The following is a 15,527-nucleotide window of genomic DNA, read 5'->3' on the forward strand; positions in this document are numbered from 1 at the left end:
CAGTCGGGCACACTGTCGGTCTGTTTTTACACGGCAGCACTTGTTTCTACGTGTAACGGGACCTATGTAATTGCATTCATCTGTCCTGGCCCCTGCTGCCTGTCTCTAAACGAGAGGATATGGTTCATGACTCTGCGCTCGGAAATTCTAGTGAACAAGAACGTACTGCCTACCAAAGAACAAGCACTGCCGGGCCGCGAAACACCCATGGCGCTGCCTGAGACCCACTACGTCAACGGCAACCCGCTGCTCGGGCCGTTCTCCAACAATGTGGAATTCGCCATCTTCGGCATGGGTTGCTTCTGGGGCGCAGAACGCCGCCTGTGGCAACAGGAAGGTGTCGTGAGCACCGTGGTTGGCTACGCGGGCGGACACACGCCGAACCCGACTTACGAAGAAGTCTGCTCCGGCCTCACCGGCCACACCGAAGTGGTGCTGGTGGTCTACGAGCCTGAAAAGATCAGCTATGAGTCGCTGCTTAAAGTGTTCTGGGAAGCGCACAACCCCACCCAGGGCATGCGTCAGGGCAACGACATCGGCACGCAATACCGCTCGGTGATCTACTGCACCACACCTGAACAGCTCGATACAGCCAAGACCAGTGCCGAGATTTTCCAGGCAGAACTGAGCAAGGCCGGTCTGGGCGGGATCACCACAGAAATCGAAGAGGCACCGACCGTGTTCTTCGCCGAGGCTTATCACCAGCAGTACCTGGCCAAGAATCCGCAGGGCTATTGCGGCCTGGGCGGTACCGGGGTTTGTCTGCCGGCCTGATCGCTACGACTGATCGTGCCCATCGCTCTGCATGGGCATGCATCCCGTGATGCTCTGCGTCACCTTCGAGAGCGGACGCGGAGCGTCCTGAGAGGCGTTACCACGCTGGAGCGTGGGAACGATCAGTCATTCACTCCGCAATCAACCAATCCATCTTCCAGCCGCCCTGGGTCTGGCCCAGTTTGTCGGCCAGGTACGGCATCAGCTCGCGCAGTTCTTCTTCAAGGCCCCACGGCGGGTTGGCGATGGCCAGGCCTGAGCCGTTGAGGCTGGCCGGGGTGTCCAGCGGGTGGACGTACAGTTCAACGCGCAGCAACTTGGGTGCGCCGGTCTCGGCGAGGTCCTGGTAGAAGCGTCTCAGCAGGCGCGGGTCCTTGATCGGATACCAGATAGCGGCCACGGTCTGACGCATGCGGCCGATGGTTTCCTTCAGCGCCACAGCGCAGCGCTTCATTTCATCGAGCTGTTCGAACGGCGGATCGATGAGCATCACGGCACGCTTTTCGGCAACCGGCAGCAAGGCACGCGGTACATGCCAGCCTTCGCCCAGGTGAACGGCAACGCGGCGGTCGCCCTTCATGTTTTCCTTGAGCAGACGTCCATCCTCGGGGTGCTTCTCGTTGAGCAGCACACGCTCGCGCTCGCGGGTCAGGCGGCGGGCCAGTTCGGGGGAACCGGGGTAATAGCGCAGCTCGCCATCCGGGTTCATGTCGCGCAGTACCTGCAGGTAATCGGCAGCCAGCGCAGGCACGTCCGCCGCTTCCCACAGACGGCCGATGCCTTCCAGCCATTCGCCGGTACGGGTGGCCTGATCACCCTTGAGGTCGTACAGCCCGAGCCCTGCGTGGGTATCGAGGTAGGCGAACGGCTGCTCCTTGCGCGCCATGAGGGCGATCAAGCGAGTCAGTGCGATGTGTTTGAACACGTCGGCGTGGTTGCCGGCGTGGTAGGCGTGACGGTAATTCATGGCAGCTCCTGGAAGGCTGCGCAGTTTAGCAAAACTGAGCGGTGAACAAGAATTTGTAACGAATTTGCGGGACCGATCCCTTTCCTTTGCAGGACATTTCCGAGAAACTCCCCGGCCCTTGTGCCTGTCGATCCCGGTCACTACTCTGCGCCGGTCGCTGCAAATTCAGCGATGAGGAGTAGTAGCCCTCAGTGTGATTAGGCGCAATGCGCCACCTGTAAAAGGCGCTTTTTTATGGCCTGCATTTTATGGTGGCCATGCGTCAGGGCATCTTCGGATGCACCGGTTCCTAATCACCGGGCTACTACCTACGCATGGCCGCCACCTTCGATTAGTAGCCGACGGTGACGACCTACCGATGTTCGATTAGGAGTCATCCGAAATGCTGAAAATAGTACCTGCCCCACCCGCCTTCAAAGCCAACCCTGACCTGAGCCATGAAGACGCACTGATGCACGCCAGCGACCTGCTGCGCTGCGCCGTCACCAGCGCCTACGAATTCAGCGACAGCATGAGCGGCGCGCAACGCGACCTGACCCTGTCGATCATGCACCTCACGGAAATGGCCAAAACCATGGTCGACTTGACGCTGGACAGCATGGCCACCGACTGAAAACGACACGTTCATAGCCAATCCGGCCATTGTTGATCAACGAGGGTTGCCCGAGCGCAAGGCTGCTACCAGAATCGAGGCACATTCGAACAAGGAAAGACACGCCATGATGCACGCGGACCTGATTGATCAAGAAGACCTGATTGGCCAATTCAGGGCGCTGGGTTTCGACATGCCCGGCGGCGCCACAGCCGAGCAGGCCTGCGCCCACGTGGTGCGCGGCCTCAACGCCGAACGCGCCACCGCACTTCGGCGTCTGGTCGAACAACTCCTGACCGGCAGCGCAACCATCCTGCCAGCCGTGCGCCAGGCCATCGACCAGCAACTGCTGCCTGCGCTGGCGGCGTACAGACAGAGTCAGGGCTGAGCCGGGTGTGACGCGCAGTCCCTCTTCAGACAACACGTACCCGACTGACGAACATGGTTCGTGTGGGAGGCCTCACCACGTCCTCGGCGTAGCGCTGTCGCGCAGCAAACCCGTGGGAGCGGACTTGTCCGCGAATGCAGTATTTCAGCCACTGCATATGCGTCGGATGTACCGGCCTATTCGCGGACAAGTCCGCTCCTACAAAAAATCGCGTTTCTTCAGTAAGTTACAGGTTGTTTGATAAGAGGCGGCTTGCCGGCGAAGCGGTTTTTCAGGCGCCAGGCAAGCGACTTAACTGACGCAATCGCCGGCAAGCCGCCTCCCACGGTCCAATGTCTGCGGCAAGCCAGCCCTCAACCCTGCGACAGGGTCTTGGCAATCACATCAACCGTCGCACTGACCTGATCTTCATACCGCGCCAGTTCGCCCTTGTGCTTATCCTTCAGGTCGATCTGCTGGGAGCACAGGTTCAGGGCGGCCAGCACCAGCAGGCGGTCGCCGATCAGGGTCGGGTATTTGCGTTTGGTGTCGGCCAGCGAGGCGTTGAGCATCGCGGCGGCCTGCAGGAGTTTGACGTCCTCGCCTTCCGGCGCTTTCACCGAATACTGGTTACCCAGGATGGACAGGACCGTCACCCCGTTTCGGTCGAAGTTCATGCTTCGACAGCGCTGGCGCTGGTCGCCCGGTCAACCAGTGCCTGAATGCGGGCGGCGGTGCTGCCCTGCTTTTCTTCCTGCTCCATCAGGCTCAATTGCAAGCTGTCGTTTTCATCCCTGACTTTGGCCAGCTCGGCAGTGAGCTGGGCATTCGTGTTTTGCAGGTTCTGGTTCTGTTGCACCAGATCACCGACAAGGTGTTCCAACTGGCTTAGGGAGGCTTCCAACATTCTGATTACTCAAGCAAATTTCAACGGGCGCACACGATAAAGAAAAGTCACTGCGCATGCCAGCGCTCAGGCCCTGCGGCACTGGCGTCTTACGCCATGGACACGTCTGTAACGGAACGCATGGGGGCCTTGTGACTGCTATTCGGGGATCTTGTTCCGGCTGTTCGTCAGACCGTCCCGGCCTGCGACATAAACGCACAGCCTGTGGGCACAGTGCCATGCTTCTAAAGTCCCTATCGCCAGTACTTTTAAGGCTTTGCGAGGGTAATCGCCCACGGATGAAAAAAACGTCATGAATCGAACGCCAGCAGGTTGACTCATTGCGCTCAAGTCTCCAGTCGTTCGACCGATAGGCACGCATTCACGTTACTTATTGTTTCTGCCGCATGGATTGCGCACCCTGACTCTGGAAGCCATCTATGTCTCTTCGCAATATGAATATCGCCCCGCGCGCCTTTCTCGGTTTTGCCATGATCGGCGCATTGATGCTGATCCTTGGTGTCTTCGCGCTCTCTCAGATGAGCAAGATCCGCGGCGCTACCGAAGTGCTCGCCGACAACAACGTGCCCAGCATCAAGAGCCTTGATCGTTTTGCAGAGGTCAGCATCCGCCTGCGCGTTCTGTCATACCGTCTGCTGGTCAACCGCGAGCCGGAGATCCAGCAGAAGACCATCGAATTGCTGGCCATGCGCAACAAGCAGATCAACGATGCCCAGGCCATCTACGAGAAGCTGATCAGCGATTCGAACGAGCGCAACCTCTACAACCAGTATGTGCAGTTGCTCGGGCAATACCGTGAGCTTGAGTCGCGCATGAAGACGCTGACGCTCGCCAACAAGGTCGACGAGCTGCAGGACCTGCTCAATAAAGACATGCTCAGCAACTCCGATCAGATGAACGCCGTTCTGATCAAGCTGGTCGAGATCAACACCGCGCAGTTGATGCAGGTGAAGAAGCAGGCAGCCGAGGAATACAAGTCGGCGTTCGACATGGTCATCGCGCTGCTGGTCGCGGCCACCCTGCTGACCCTGGTGTTTGCCTGGATGCTGATTAAAAGCATCACCACCCCGATTGCCGTTGCACTCCATGCTGCCGAAACCATTGCCCAGGGCAACCTGACTCAGCCGATCAAGGTTGACGGTACTGACGAAGCCGGTCGCTTGTTGCAGGCCATGAAAACCATGCAGGACAAGCTGCGCGACACGCTGCAGCGCATCTCCGGTTCAGCCACGCAACTGGCGTCTGCCGCTGAAGAACTGAACGCCGTGACCGATGAAAGCGCACGCGGTCTGGTGCAGCAGAATAACGAGATCGAGCAGGCCGCTACTGCGGTCAATGAAATGACCAGCGCGGTGGAAGAAGTGGCGCGCAACGCGACCAGCACTTCCGAAGCCTCACGCAACGCCACCGCTTCGGCGGGTGATGGTCGTGACCTGGTGCTGGAAACCGTCGGCGCCATCGAACGCATGAGCGGTGACGTGAAGGAAACCGCCGAACTGATCGGCAATCTGGCGAATGAATCCCGTGACATCGGCAAGGTGCTGGACGTGATTCGGGGCCTCGCGGACCAGACCAACCTGCTGGCACTCAACGCGGCCATCGAGGCGGCCCGTGCGGGTGAAGCCGGTCGCGGGTTTGCGGTCGTGGCAGACGAAGTTCGCGCCCTCGCCCATCGCACTCAGCAATCGACCAGTGAGATCGAACGCATGATCGGCAGCATTCAGGGCGGTACGGAACAGGCTGTGACGTCGATGCGCAACAGCACCGAGCGGGCCGAATCGACCCTGAGCATCGCCAAGGGTGCAGGCCTGGCGCTGGACACCATCAACATTGCGGTGGAAGAAATCAACGAGCGCAATCTGGTGATCGCCAGCGCAGCCGAAGAACAGGCGCAGGTGGCGCGTGAAGTGGACCGTAACCTGGTCAACATCCGTGACCTGTCCGCACAGTCCACCACCGGCGCCAACCAGACCAGCGCCGCCAGCACCGAGCTGTCGCGCCTGGCGGTTGATTTGAACAGCATGGTGGGGCGATTCGCCCTCTGATCAGCGCTCTGCCCGCGCTCTGCATGGAACGATCAACGTAACTGATCGTTCCTCACGCTCGCGTGGGAATGCCGCTCAGGACGCTCCGCGTCGGGTCCCGAACGCGATCACGTCTCTACAGCCTGACACTCGCAAACGTCGATTCATTACGTGCCTGACTGAGTGCCGACATCGGCCCTGACAGCGGAGCCAATACCAATGCCTGCGGGATCGGCATCATGGCGACCTGCTGTGCGGTGTTGGAGCCTACGCGCTCGTCACGCGGCGGAATGCCGAAGTATTCGCGGTAGCACTTGGAAAAGTGCGGCGTGGAGACGAAGCCGCAGACCGATGCCACTTCGATGATCGACATCGGCGTCTGCTTGAGCAGTTGCCGTGCACGAATCAAACGCAGCTTCAGGTAGTAGCGCGACGGCGAGCAGTGCAGGTATTTCTGGAAAAGCCGCTCCAGCTGTCTGCGTGACACGGCGACGTAGACAGCCAGCTCGTCGAGGTCGATCGGCTCTTCGAGGTTGGCCTCCATCAGCGCCACGATTTCCTGAAGCTTGGGCTGATTGGTGCCCAGCATGTGCTTGAGCGGCACGCGCTGGTGATCCTGCTCGTTGCGAATACGCTCGTAGACGAACATCTCGGAAATCGCTGCCGACAGCTCACGACCATGATCGCGACTGATCAGGTGCAGCATCATGTCCAGCGGTGCGGTGCCACCGGAACTGGTGAAACGGTTACGGTCGAGGGTGAACAGACGTGTGCTCATCGCCACTCGCGGAAAGGCTTCCTGCATGGACGCCAGACACTCCCAGTGCACGCTGCAATCAAAACCGTCCAGCAGACCTGCGCAGGCCAACGCCCAACTGCCGGTGCACACCGCACCCAGCCGACGGGACTGACGCGCCTGACTTTGCAGCCAGCTCACGTGTTCGCGGGTGACAGTGCGCTGAATACCGACACCGCCACAGACGATCACGGTGTCCAGGACCGGCGCCTGATGCATCGCTGCATCCGGGGTGATCTGCAGACCGTCACTGGCCCAGACCTGACCGCCGTCCACACTTAGGGTGGTCCAGCGATACAGCTCACGGCCGGACAACTGGTTGGCCATTCGCAGAGGTTCTACCGCTGACGCGAGGGAGATCAGTGTGAAGTTGTCCAGCAGCAGAAAGCCGATGGATTGTGGGGCGCGGTTCTGGGGTTGAGCCCCTTGATTGAACGATGTCATCACACTATCTCCTCTCACGTGGCGGGGGTCGGCCTCAGGCGAGGCTCTTGTTATAGCCTTCATCCATCGAGGGCTTTGCAATGACATCGCAAATCCCGTGCCTGAATTTGATCAGCCATTCAATAACCCCTGAAAACGACGTCGCGATGCGTCTATCCGGTAGCGACGTGCCTGTCTGTTTGCGACGTGGAGGACTGCGCAAGGCGTTGCCGTGTGAGCAATTCGGTAGCACTGCAAGGAAACGGCAACCGCGTGACTACTCGGGGAGTGCTACCCAAAGCACAGGGGAGCAGGCAAGCGGCCAGCCCCGATTTCGCGCTAAAAGGTGGCGGCTTTCGGGGCTGGTGTTCAAAAATCGCGCAGCCGTTTGCAGCTGCAAGCTCGGGCCATGACCCTGCCATCCCGGAACTAACCCGGAACAACTCCCTCAAAAAGACCGCGTTCGCGAAGGCGCTGCTCGTCATGAACGGGTTCATGACCGGTTTTCAGGCCCGAGTGCCTGTGCCCTGCTCTGCTACGCTGGAGCCGCACCGCCCGCAGCATGGGCCTTCACGCAAGCGCTCGACGCCCGGCACCGACATGCCCATACCCATCAGCGCCATAGGCCTCGAGCAGCACAGCCAGCAGACGTTTTTGGCCGTTTTCTGGCTGCTCCACCCCTGCAGAAGTGCGCTTGCACGTTGGAATAAATCTGTAAGCGACCTTGCGCACACTGGATGCGACCCCGCCTGTACTGGATACGACGCACCCAGTATGCGTTTGATTTTGCCTGTTACATGATCGGCCTCGACTCGATCGCCAGGCGCAGTGATGGAGCTTCGCGAAATGCATTGCCAACACATAAGTCGCGTCAGCGCTCACCTGCTGATGACCAGAAGAAACTCACAGGAGTCCACCCCATGAAAGCTTCCAAATCGTTGCTGTTGGCCGCCACGCTCTGTACCCCGATGCTGGTCCAGGCCGCCGAAACAGAGGCCTGTCATACCGTGAACTTCTCCGATGTCGGCTGGACCGACATCACCGTCACTACCGCAGTGACCAGCGCCGTACTCGAATCCCTCGGCTACAAGACCAAGACCACCATGATCTCCGTTCCCGTGACCTACAAGTCTCTGGCGGACGGCAAAAACATGGACGTGTTTCTGGGCAACTGGATGCCGACCATGGAAAACGACATCAAGGCTTATCGCGAAGCCGGCACCGTCGAAACCGTTCGAGCCAACCTGGAAAACGCCAAGTACACCCTCGCTGTACCTGAAGCGCTCTACAACAAGGGCCTGAAAGACTTTTCCGACATCGCCAAATTCAAGAAGGAACTGGGCGGCAAGATCTACGGCATCGAGCCTGGCAATGACGGCAACCGCCTGATCCAGAGCATGATCGACAAGAACGCCTTCGGCCTGAAAGACGCAGGTTTCAAGGTGGTCGAGTCCAGCGAGGCCGGCATGCTGTCGCAGGTGGATCGTGCGACCCGCCGCGACACCGACGTGGTCTTCCTGGGCTGGGAACCGCACCCGATGAACAAACGCTTCAAGATGAAGTACCTGACCGGTGGCGATGAGTTCTTCGGCCCCAACTTCGGTCAAGCGACCATCTACACCAACACGCGCAAGGGCTACACCCAGGAATGCAGCAACGTAGGCCAGTTGCTCAAGAATCTGTCGTTCACGCTGGACATGGAAAGCACGCTGATGGGCAACGTTCTGGAAGACAAGACCAAGCCTGATGTTGCCGCCAAGGCGTGGATCAAGAAGAACCCTCAAGTGCTCGACACCTGGCTTGCCGGTGTGACCACTGTTGACGGCAAACCGGGGCTGGAGGCTGCCAAGGCCAAGCTGACCCAGTAAGCCGGCGGCAGGCGGGCACGTCCCGCCTGTTGCTTTCATTTTTCCCCGCAAGCGGACAATCACTATCATGCTGACTGATCATAAAATCCCTCTGGGCGAGTACATCGCGGCGTTCGTCGACTGGCTGACGCGTAACGGCGCCGACTACTTCGATGCGATTGCCTCGACACTGGAAATGATGATCCACGGGCTGACCTTCGCCCTCACCTGGTTCAACCCGTTCGTACTGATTGGCCTGATCGCCGCACTCGCACACTTTATCCAGCGCAAATGGGGCCTGACGGTGTTCGTCATCCTCTCCTTCCTGCTGATCCTGAACCTGCATTACTGGCAGGAAACCATGGAAACCCTGGCGCAGGTGCTGTTCGCCACGATGGTCTGTGTCGTGATCGGCGTGCCGCTGGGCATCATTGCCGCGCACAAGCCGATGTTCTACACCGTCATCCGCCCGCTGCTCGACCTGATGCAGACGGTGCCCACTTTCGTTTATCTGATTCCGACGCTGACGCTGTTCGGTCTGGGCGTGGTGCCCGGCCTGATTTCGACGGTGGTATTCGCCATCGCCGCGCCGATCCGCCTGACGTACCTGGGTATCCGCGACGTTCCCCAGGAACTGCTCGACGCGGGCAAGGCATTCGGCTCCTCGCGCCGCCAGTTGCTGACACGAATCGAACTGCCCTACGCCATGCCAAGCATCGCGGCCGGTATCACCCAGTGCATCATGCTGTCGTTGTCGATGGTGGTGATTGCGGCGCTGGTGGGTGCCGACGGTCTGGGCAAACCTGTGGTCAACGCATTGAACACCGCTGATATCGCCCTGGGCTTCGAAGCCGGCCTGGCGATCGTACTGCTGGCCATCATGCTCGACCGCATCTGCAAACAACCCGAAGGCAAGGTAGGGTCCGACGCATGAGTATCATCAAATTCGACAAGGTAGACGTCATCTTCTCCAGGGATCCGCGTGAGGCCCTGAAGCTGCTGGACGAAGGCCTGACGCGTGACCAGATCCTCAAGAAAACCGGGCAGATCGTGGGGGTGGAAAACGCCACTCTGGAAATCGAGAAAGGCGAAATCTGTGTACTGATGGGCCTGTCCGGCTCCGGCAAATCCAGCCTGCTGCGCTGCATCAACGGCCTCAATACCGTGAGCCGCGGCTCGCTGTTCGTCGAGCATGAAGGCTCGCAGATCAACATTGCCAGTTGCTCGGCGGCGGAGCTGAAGATGATGCGCACCAAGCGCATCGCCATGGTCTTTCAGAAGTTCGCCCTGATGCCTTGGCTGACAGTGCGTGAAAACATCAGTTTCGGCCTGGAAATGCAGGGTCGCCCTGAGAAGGAACGACGCAAGCTGGTGGACGAAAAGCTGGAACTGGTCGGCCTGACACAATGGCGCAACAAGAAGCCGGACGAGCTTTCCGGTGGCATGCAGCAACGCGTGGGTCTGGCCCGTGCGCTGGCGATGGACGCCGACATTCTGCTGATGGATGAACCGTTTTCGGCACTCGACCCGTTGATCCGTCAGGGCCTGCAGGATGAACTGCTGGCACTGCAAAGCAAGCTGAGCAAGACCATCGTGTTCGTCAGCCATGACCTGGATGAGGCGCTGAAACTGGGCAGCCGCATCGCGATCATGAAAGACGGCCGCATCGTTCAGTACAGCGTGCCGGAGCAGATCGTGCTCAACCCGGCAGATGAATACGTGCGCACCTTCGTCGCGCATACCAATCCGCTGAACGTGCTGTGCGGCCGCAGCCTGATGCGCACGGTTGACCAGTGCACCCGAGTCAACGGCTCGGTATGCCTGGATCCGGGTGGTGATTCCTGGCTGGACCTGGCCGAAGGCAATGTCATCAAAGGCGCACGTCAGGGCACCGGCACGCTGGACCTGCAGAACTGGACTCCGGGCCAGGACGTCAACACCCTCGACCGCCGCCCGACCCTCGTGCACTCCAACATCGGCATGCGCGACGCCTTGCAGATCCGCTACCAGACCGGCAACAAACTGGTGCTGCAGGACGGCAACCAGGTCGTCGGCATCCTTGGCGATACCGAGCTGTACCACGCGCTGCTGGGCAAGAATCACGGCTGAACGATCAGGGGTCTCAAGCACACCGATCGTGCCCATGCTCCGCGCTCAGCGTTATACACAAATCCTCCTGGAGGAATACGATGTTGATCGTTCCCACGCTCCGCGTGGGAATGCCGCTCAGGACGCTCCGCGTCCGCTCTCGAATGTGGCGCAGATGCGCGCCCAAGCTCCAGCGTTATCCACGTCATGCGCCCGGCTCACTGAATCCGCAATCTGTGCCATTTGTGACGCGGAGCGTCACGGGCGGCATGCCCACGCGGAGCGATGGGCACGATCAGTTGACACGCCTGTCATTTTTTATTGATTGATCGTTCAATTAAAAATCTTTAGACTGTGTCAGCCATTTCGGTATAACGATCACTTCAGCCACTCGGGAGAATCGCGTTTATGCCAAAGGTCGGCATGCAACCCATCCGCCGCCAACAGTTGATCCAGGCCACGCTTACCGCGGTCGATCAGGTCGGCATGGGCGACGCCAGTATTGCGTTGATCGCCCGTCTTGCAGGCGTTTCGAACGGCATCATCAGTCACTACTTTCAGGACAAGAACGGCCTGATCGCAGCCACCATGCGCCATCTGATGAATGCACTGATCCAGACCGTCAGAGACCGCCGTCAGGCCCTGACCGACGACAGCCCGCGTGCGCATCTGCAAGTGATCATCGAAGGCAACTTCGACGCCAGCCAGGTCAACGGCCCGGCCATGAAAACCTGGCTCGCCTTCTGGGCGACCAGCATGCATCACCCGTCGCTGCACCGTTTGCAGCGCATCAACGACCATCGTCTGTATTCGAACCTGTGCTGTCAGTTCCGCCGCGCGTTGCCGCTGGAACAGGCACGCAACGCGGCCCGCGGGCTCGCAGCCCTGATTGATGGGCTGTGGCTGAGAGGCGCGCTGTCAGGCGATGCATTCGACACCGAGCAAGCGCAACGGATCGCTTACGAATACATGGATTTTCAATTGGCGAAATCGGCGAACTGAGCGCTTTCGAAGCGCCATCACCGAACGACTGAAACGCCGTGTTGCCCAATGTTTCCGGCACACAGAATCAGTCATCGCCTCCCCCACTGAATTTGCGAGGACTTTATGGCCCGTTTTGAATTGCAAAAACTCTACATCGACGGCGGTTATGTCGATGCCAGCAACACCGAGACCTTCGACTCCATCAACCCGGCGAACGGCGAAGTACTGGCCAAGATCCAGCGCGCCAGCAAGGAAGATGTCGAGCGCGCCGTGGTCGCCGCCGAAAAGGGCCAGAAAATCTGGGCCGCCATGACCGCAGTCGAGCGTTCGCGCATCCTGCGTCGTGCCGTGGACATCCTGCGTGAGCGCAACGATGAACTGGCCGCTCTGGAAACCCTGGACACCGGCAAGGCCATCTCGGAAACCCGTTACGTCGACATCGTCACCGGCGCTGACGTGCTGGAGTACTACGCAGGCCTGGTGCCCGCCATCGAAGGCGAACAGATCCCGCTGCGCGACTCCTCCTTCGTCTACACCCGCCGCGAGCCGCTGGGTGTCGTCGCCGGGATCGGCGCGTGGAACTACCCGATCCAGATCGCCCTGTGGAAATCCGCACCGGCGCTGGCGGCAGGCAACGCGATGATCTTCAAGCCAAGTGAAGTCACCTCGCTGACCACCTTGAAGCTGGCTGAAATCTACACCGAAGCGGGCGTCCCGGATGGCGTGTTCAACGTACTGACCGGCAGCGGCCGTGAAGTCGGCACCTGGATCACCGAGCACCCGCGTATCGAGAAAGTCTCCTTCACCGGTGGCACCGACACCGGCAAGAAAGTCATGGCCAGTGCCTCGAGCTCTTCGCTCAAGGAAGTGACCATGGAGCTGGGCGGCAAGTCGCCGCTGATCGTGTTCGACGACGCCGATCTGGATCGCGCCGCCGACATCGCGATGATGGCCAACTTCTACAGCTCGGGTCAGGTCTGCACCAACGGCACCCGCGTGTTCGTGCCGAACGCACTGAAAGCCGAGTTCGAAGCAAAGATCCTCGAGCGCGTGAAGCGTATTCGTGCCGGTAACCCGGAAGACGAAAACATCAACTTCGGCCCGCTGGTCAGCTTCGAGCACATGGAAAGCGTGCTGGGCTACATCGCCAAGGGCAAGGAACAGGGCGCACGCCTGCTGTGTGGCGGCGAGCGCCTGACTGGCGGTGAGTTCGCCAAAGGCGCCTATGTCGCGCCGACCGTGTTCACCGACTGCACCGACGAGATGACCATCGTGCGCGAAGAGATCTTCGGCCCGGTGATGAGCATTCTCGGCTACGACACCGAAGACGAAGTGGTCCGCCGCGCCAACGACACCGATTTCGGTCTGGCAGCTGGCATCGTGACCCGTGACCTGAACCGCGCACACCGCGTGATCCACTTGCTGGAAGCCGGTATCTGCTGGATCAACGCCTGGGGCGAGTCGGCGGCGCAAATGCCGGTCGGCGGTTACAAGCAGTCGGGCGTGGGCCGTGAAAACGGCATCAGCTCGCTGGCCCAGTACACCCGGATCAAGTCGGTACAGATCGAGCTGGGCGACTACGCATCGGTTTTCTGAGGTTAGTTGAGTTGAATTTCGTCTGAGGCGAGGCCTTCGCGGACAAGTCCGCTCCCACAGGCATTGACTGCGTGGGAGCAGCTTTCTCGTGAAATGGCCCCTCAAGTAGCGCACTGGCATGGGGTGCCAGGGGTCGAGCCACAAGCTGCTTGACCCGCGCTGATTTGCATTTGCCCCACCTACCTTGAAGAGGGCGCATTTATGTCCCAGGAATTCGATTACATCATCATTGGTGCCGGTTCGGCCGGTAACACTCTGGCAGCCCGTCTGACCGAAGACGAAGGCGTCACCGTTCTGCTGCTGGAAGCCGGCGGCCCGGACTATCGTCTGGACTTCCGTACTCAGATGCCTGCCGCACTGGCGTTCCCGCTGCAAGGCCGCCGCTACAACTGGGCCTACGAGACCGAGCCAGAGCCGCACATGAACAACCGCCGTATGGAATGCGGTCGCGGCAAGGGCCTTGGCGGCTCGTCGTTGATCAACGGCATGTGCTACATCCGTGGCAACGCGATGGACTATGACGGCTGGGCGAAAGAACCGGGTCTGGAAGACTGGAGCTACCTCGATTGCCTGCCGTATTTCCGCAAGGCAGAGACTCGCGACATCGGCGCCAACGATTATCACGGCGGCGAAGGTCCGGTCAGCGTGACCACGCCCAAGGCAGGCAACAACCCGTTGTTCCATGCCATGGTCGAGGCCGGTGTGCAGGCTGGTTATCCGCGCACCGATGACCTGAATGGTTATCAGCAGGAAGGCTTCGGTCCGATGGACCGCACCGTGACGCCCAAAGGCCGTCGCGCCAGCACTGCACGCGGCTATCTGGACGAAGCGAAAAAGCGCTCGACGCTGAACATCGTCACTCACGCGCTGACTGACCGCATCCTGTTCGAAGGCAAGCGTGCCGTCGGCGTCGCGTACCTGGTCGGCGACAGCGACACCCGCCACGAAGCCCGTGCACGCAAGGAAGTCCTGCTGTGTGCCGGTGCGATTGCCTCGCCGCAGATCCTGCAACGCTCAGGCGTCGGCCCTGCCGACCTGCTGAACACGCTGGACATTCCAGTGGTTCACGACCTGCCGGGCGTCGGCCAGAACCTTCAGGACCACCTGGAGATGTACCTGCAGTACGCCTGCACTCAGCCTGTGTCGCTCTACCCTTCGCTGATGTGGTGGAACCAGCCTGCAATTGGTGCGGAGTGGATGTTCCTCGGCACCGGTATCGGCGCCAGCAACCAGTTCGAAGCCGGTGGTTTCATCCGGTCGAGCGAAGCGTTCGAGTGGCCGAACATTCAGTACCACTTCCTGCCGGTAGCCATTAACTACAACGGTACGAAGGGTGTGCAGGAGCATGGTTTCCAGGCACACGTCGGTTCGATGCGTTCGCCAAGCCGTGGCCGTGTGCACGTCAAGTCCAAGGACCCGCGCGAGTACCCGAGCATCCTGTTCAATTACATGGCGTCCGATCAGGACTGGCAGGAATTTCGCGACGGCATCCGCCTGACCCGCGAAATCATGCAGCAGCCTGCGCTGGATCCGTACCGTGGCCGCGAAATCAGCCCGGGTATTGATGTGCAGTCGGACGAGGCGCTGGACCAGTTCGTGCGCGAACACGCCGAGACGGCCTATCACCCGTCGTGCTCTTGCAAGATGGGCACCGACGAAATGGCCGTGGTCGATGGCCAGGGCCGTGTGCATGGCATGCAGAGCCTGCGTGTGGTAGATGCCTCGATCATGCCGATCATCACCACCGGCAACCTGAACGCACCCACGATCATGATCGCCGAGAAAATCGCCGACAAGATCCGCGGCCGCCAGCCCCTGCCGCGCAGCACTGCAGACTACTTCGTGGCGGGCGACAAGCCCGCACGTGGCAAGCCGCTGCGCGAAATCAGCCATCAGGCCTGAACCACTGATGATCGTGCTCCGCGTCGTACTCAAGACCGGACGCAGAGCGTCCTGAGAGGCGTTACCACGCAGAGTGGGAACGATCATCTGACCGTTCATGATCGTGCCCATACTCTGCGCTCAGCGTTATACACAAGTCATCTGGCTATCCAGTGAGGCAGCAGCGCTGATGCGCTTTTGTAGCGCGATGGCATGAACACCGCAGATCGCGACGTGGGTGAAGGCTGAGTCCTGGCGCTGATTCGGGGGGCAATCGGCAT

The 15,527-nt window shown here is 60.1% G+C and carries 14 protein-coding genes and 1 pseudogene; 11 read left to right on the plus strand and 4 right to left on the minus strand.

The window, feature by feature from the left end; all coding sequences use genetic code 11:
* Positions 1-126 precede the first annotated feature (126 nt).
* Positions 127-774, plus strand: coding sequence for a peptide-methionine (S)-S-oxide reductase MsrA (gene msrA, locus CFBP1590_RS24155; RefSeq protein ID WP_004888416.1), 648 nt, complete (start codon positions 127-129; stop codon positions 772-774).
* 130 nt (positions 775-904) lie between these two features.
* On the opposite strand, the gene CFBP1590_RS24160 is transcribed toward msrA, so the two are convergent.
* Entirely contained in the window at positions 905-1,741 is an 837-nt protein-coding gene (locus CFBP1590_RS24160) for a 23S rRNA (adenine(2030)-N(6))-methyltransferase RlmJ (protein WP_004888053.1), read from the minus strand.
* 382 nt (positions 1,742-2,123) lie between these two features.
* On the opposite strand from CFBP1590_RS24160, the gene CFBP1590_RS24165 reads away from it, so the two are divergent.
* Both CFBP1590_RS24165 and CFBP1590_RS24170 read left to right on the plus strand, forming a co-directional pair.
* On the plus strand, positions 2,124-2,354 hold the full coding sequence (locus tag CFBP1590_RS24165) for a DUF6124 family protein (RefSeq protein ID WP_004888057.1): 231 nt from the start codon (positions 2,124-2,126) through the stop codon (positions 2,352-2,354).
* 106 nt (positions 2,355-2,460) lie between these two features.
* Positions 2,461-2,721, plus strand: a complete 261-nt coding sequence (locus CFBP1590_RS24170; RefSeq protein WP_004888058.1) for a hypothetical protein — start codon at positions 2,461-2,463, stop codon at positions 2,719-2,721.
* Between the two features lie 353 nt (positions 2,722-3,074).
* On the opposite strand, the gene CFBP1590_RS24175 is transcribed toward CFBP1590_RS24170, so the two are convergent.
* Together CFBP1590_RS24175 and CFBP1590_RS24180 are read right to left on the minus strand one after the other, a co-directional pair.
* Positions 3,075-3,377, minus strand: a complete 303-nt coding sequence (locus tag CFBP1590_RS24175) for a cell division protein ZapA (RefSeq protein ID WP_004888061.1) — start codon at positions 3,375-3,377, stop codon at positions 3,075-3,077.
* Positions 3,374-3,607: a hypothetical protein gene (locus CFBP1590_RS24180; RefSeq protein WP_004888063.1), complete on the minus strand. Its 234-nt coding sequence runs from the start codon at positions 3,605-3,607 to the stop codon at positions 3,374-3,376. Before CFBP1590_RS24180 ends, CFBP1590_RS24175 begins: the two co-directional genes overlap by 4 nt.
* Before the next feature lie 434 nt (positions 3,608-4,041).
* Between CFBP1590_RS24180 and CFBP1590_RS28610 the strand changes: the two are divergent.
* Both CFBP1590_RS28610 and CFBP1590_RS28615 read left to right on the plus strand, forming a co-directional pair.
* A pseudogene (locus tag CFBP1590_RS28610) lies at positions 4,042-4,797 on the plus strand (MCP four helix bundle domain-containing protein); the annotation flags it as partial.
* Complete coding sequence (locus CFBP1590_RS28615; protein ID WP_374729075.1) at positions 4,789-5,652, plus strand: methyl-accepting chemotaxis protein; 864 nt, start codon at positions 4,789-4,791, stop codon at positions 5,650-5,652. The pseudogene CFBP1590_RS28610 and the gene CFBP1590_RS28615, both read left to right, overlap by 9 nt.
* Positions 5,653-5,767: 115 nt before the next feature.
* On the opposite strand, the gene gbdR is transcribed toward CFBP1590_RS28615, so the two are convergent.
* Positions 5,768-6,871, minus strand: coding sequence for a choline metabolism transcriptional regulator GbdR (gene gbdR, locus CFBP1590_RS24190; RefSeq protein WP_088236066.1), 1,104 nt, complete (start codon positions 6,869-6,871; stop codon positions 5,768-5,770).
* 899 nt (positions 6,872-7,770) lie between these two features.
* Here gbdR and CFBP1590_RS24200 point away from each other — a divergent pair.
* From CFBP1590_RS24200 to betA, 6 genes are all read left to right on the plus strand, one after another.
* Positions 7,771-8,718, plus strand: a complete 948-nt coding sequence (locus CFBP1590_RS24200) for a choline ABC transporter substrate-binding protein (RefSeq protein WP_088236068.1) — start codon at positions 7,771-7,773, stop codon at positions 8,716-8,718.
* A 64-nt stretch (positions 8,719-8,782) separates the two neighbouring features.
* Entirely contained in the window at positions 8,783-9,631 is an 849-nt protein-coding gene (gene choW / locus CFBP1590_RS24205; RefSeq protein ID WP_170968957.1) for a choline ABC transporter permease subunit, read from the plus strand.
* Positions 9,628-10,806, plus strand: coding sequence for a choline ABC transporter ATP-binding protein (gene choV / locus CFBP1590_RS24210; protein WP_029243382.1), 1,179 nt, complete (start codon positions 9,628-9,630; stop codon positions 10,804-10,806). The genes choW and choV overlap by 4 nt, the downstream gene beginning before the upstream one ends.
* 387 nt (positions 10,807-11,193) lie before the next feature.
* Positions 11,194-11,787, plus strand: coding sequence for a transcriptional regulator BetI (betI, locus tag CFBP1590_RS24215; RefSeq protein ID WP_004888075.1), 594 nt, complete (start codon positions 11,194-11,196; stop codon positions 11,785-11,787).
* Positions 11,788-11,892: 105 nt separating this feature from the next.
* A complete protein-coding gene (gene betB / locus CFBP1590_RS24220) occupies positions 11,893-13,365 on the plus strand; it encodes a betaine-aldehyde dehydrogenase (protein ID WP_029243383.1) in 1,473 nt (490 codons plus the stop codon).
* A 201-nt stretch (positions 13,366-13,566) separates the two neighbouring features.
* Positions 13,567-15,267 (plus strand): choline dehydrogenase, encoded by a 1,701-nt coding sequence (gene betA / locus CFBP1590_RS24225; protein WP_088236069.1) that lies wholly within the window; start codon positions 13,567-13,569, stop codon positions 15,265-15,267.
* Positions 15,268-15,527 lie beyond the last annotated feature (260 nt).

The organism is Pseudomonas viridiflava (assembly GCF_900184295.1).
Lineage (GTDB): Bacteria > Pseudomonadota > Gammaproteobacteria > Pseudomonadales > Pseudomonadaceae > Aquipseudomonas > Aquipseudomonas viridiflava.

Excerpts from the sequence above, each read along its gene's own strand:
- CFBP1590_RS24170 (WP_004888058.1), top strand. The coding sequence starts at position 2,461 with ATGATGCACGCGGACCTGATTGATCAAGAAGACCTGATTGGCCAATTC.
- betI (WP_004888075.1), top strand. The coding sequence starts at position 11,194 with ATGCCAAAGGTCGGCATGCAACCCATCCGCCGCCAACAGTTGATCCAG.
- CFBP1590_RS24165 (WP_004888057.1), top strand. The coding sequence starts at position 2,124 with ATGCTGAAAATAGTACCTGCCCCACCCGCCTTCAAAGCCAACCCTGAC.
- CFBP1590_RS24160 (WP_004888053.1), bottom strand. The coding sequence starts at position 1,741 with ATGAATTACCGTCACGCCTACCACGCCGGCAACCACGCCGACGTGTTC.
- msrA (WP_004888416.1), top strand. The coding sequence starts at position 127 with ATGACTCTGCGCTCGGAAATTCTAGTGAACAAGAACGTACTGCCTACC.
- gbdR (WP_088236066.1), bottom strand. The coding sequence starts at position 6,871 with ATGACATCGTTCAATCAAGGGGCTCAACCCCAGAACCGCGCCCCACAA.
- CFBP1590_RS24200 (WP_088236068.1), top strand. The coding sequence starts at position 7,771 with ATGAAAGCTTCCAAATCGTTGCTGTTGGCCGCCACGCTCTGTACCCCG.
- choV (WP_029243382.1), top strand. The coding sequence starts at position 9,628 with ATGAGTATCATCAAATTCGACAAGGTAGACGTCATCTTCTCCAGGGAT.
- betB (WP_029243383.1), top strand. The coding sequence starts at position 11,893 with ATGGCCCGTTTTGAATTGCAAAAACTCTACATCGACGGCGGTTATGTC.
- CFBP1590_RS24175 (WP_004888061.1), bottom strand. The coding sequence starts at position 3,377 with ATGAACTTCGACCGAAACGGGGTGACGGTCCTGTCCATCCTGGGTAAC.
- CFBP1590_RS24180 (WP_004888063.1), bottom strand. The coding sequence starts at position 3,607 with ATGTTGGAAGCCTCCCTAAGCCAGTTGGAACACCTTGTCGGTGATCTG.
- CFBP1590_RS28615 (WP_374729075.1), top strand. The coding sequence starts at position 4,789 with ATGCAGGACAAGCTGCGCGACACGCTGCAGCGCATCTCCGGTTCAGCC.
- betA (WP_088236069.1), top strand. The coding sequence starts at position 13,567 with ATGTCCCAGGAATTCGATTACATCATCATTGGTGCCGGTTCGGCCGGT.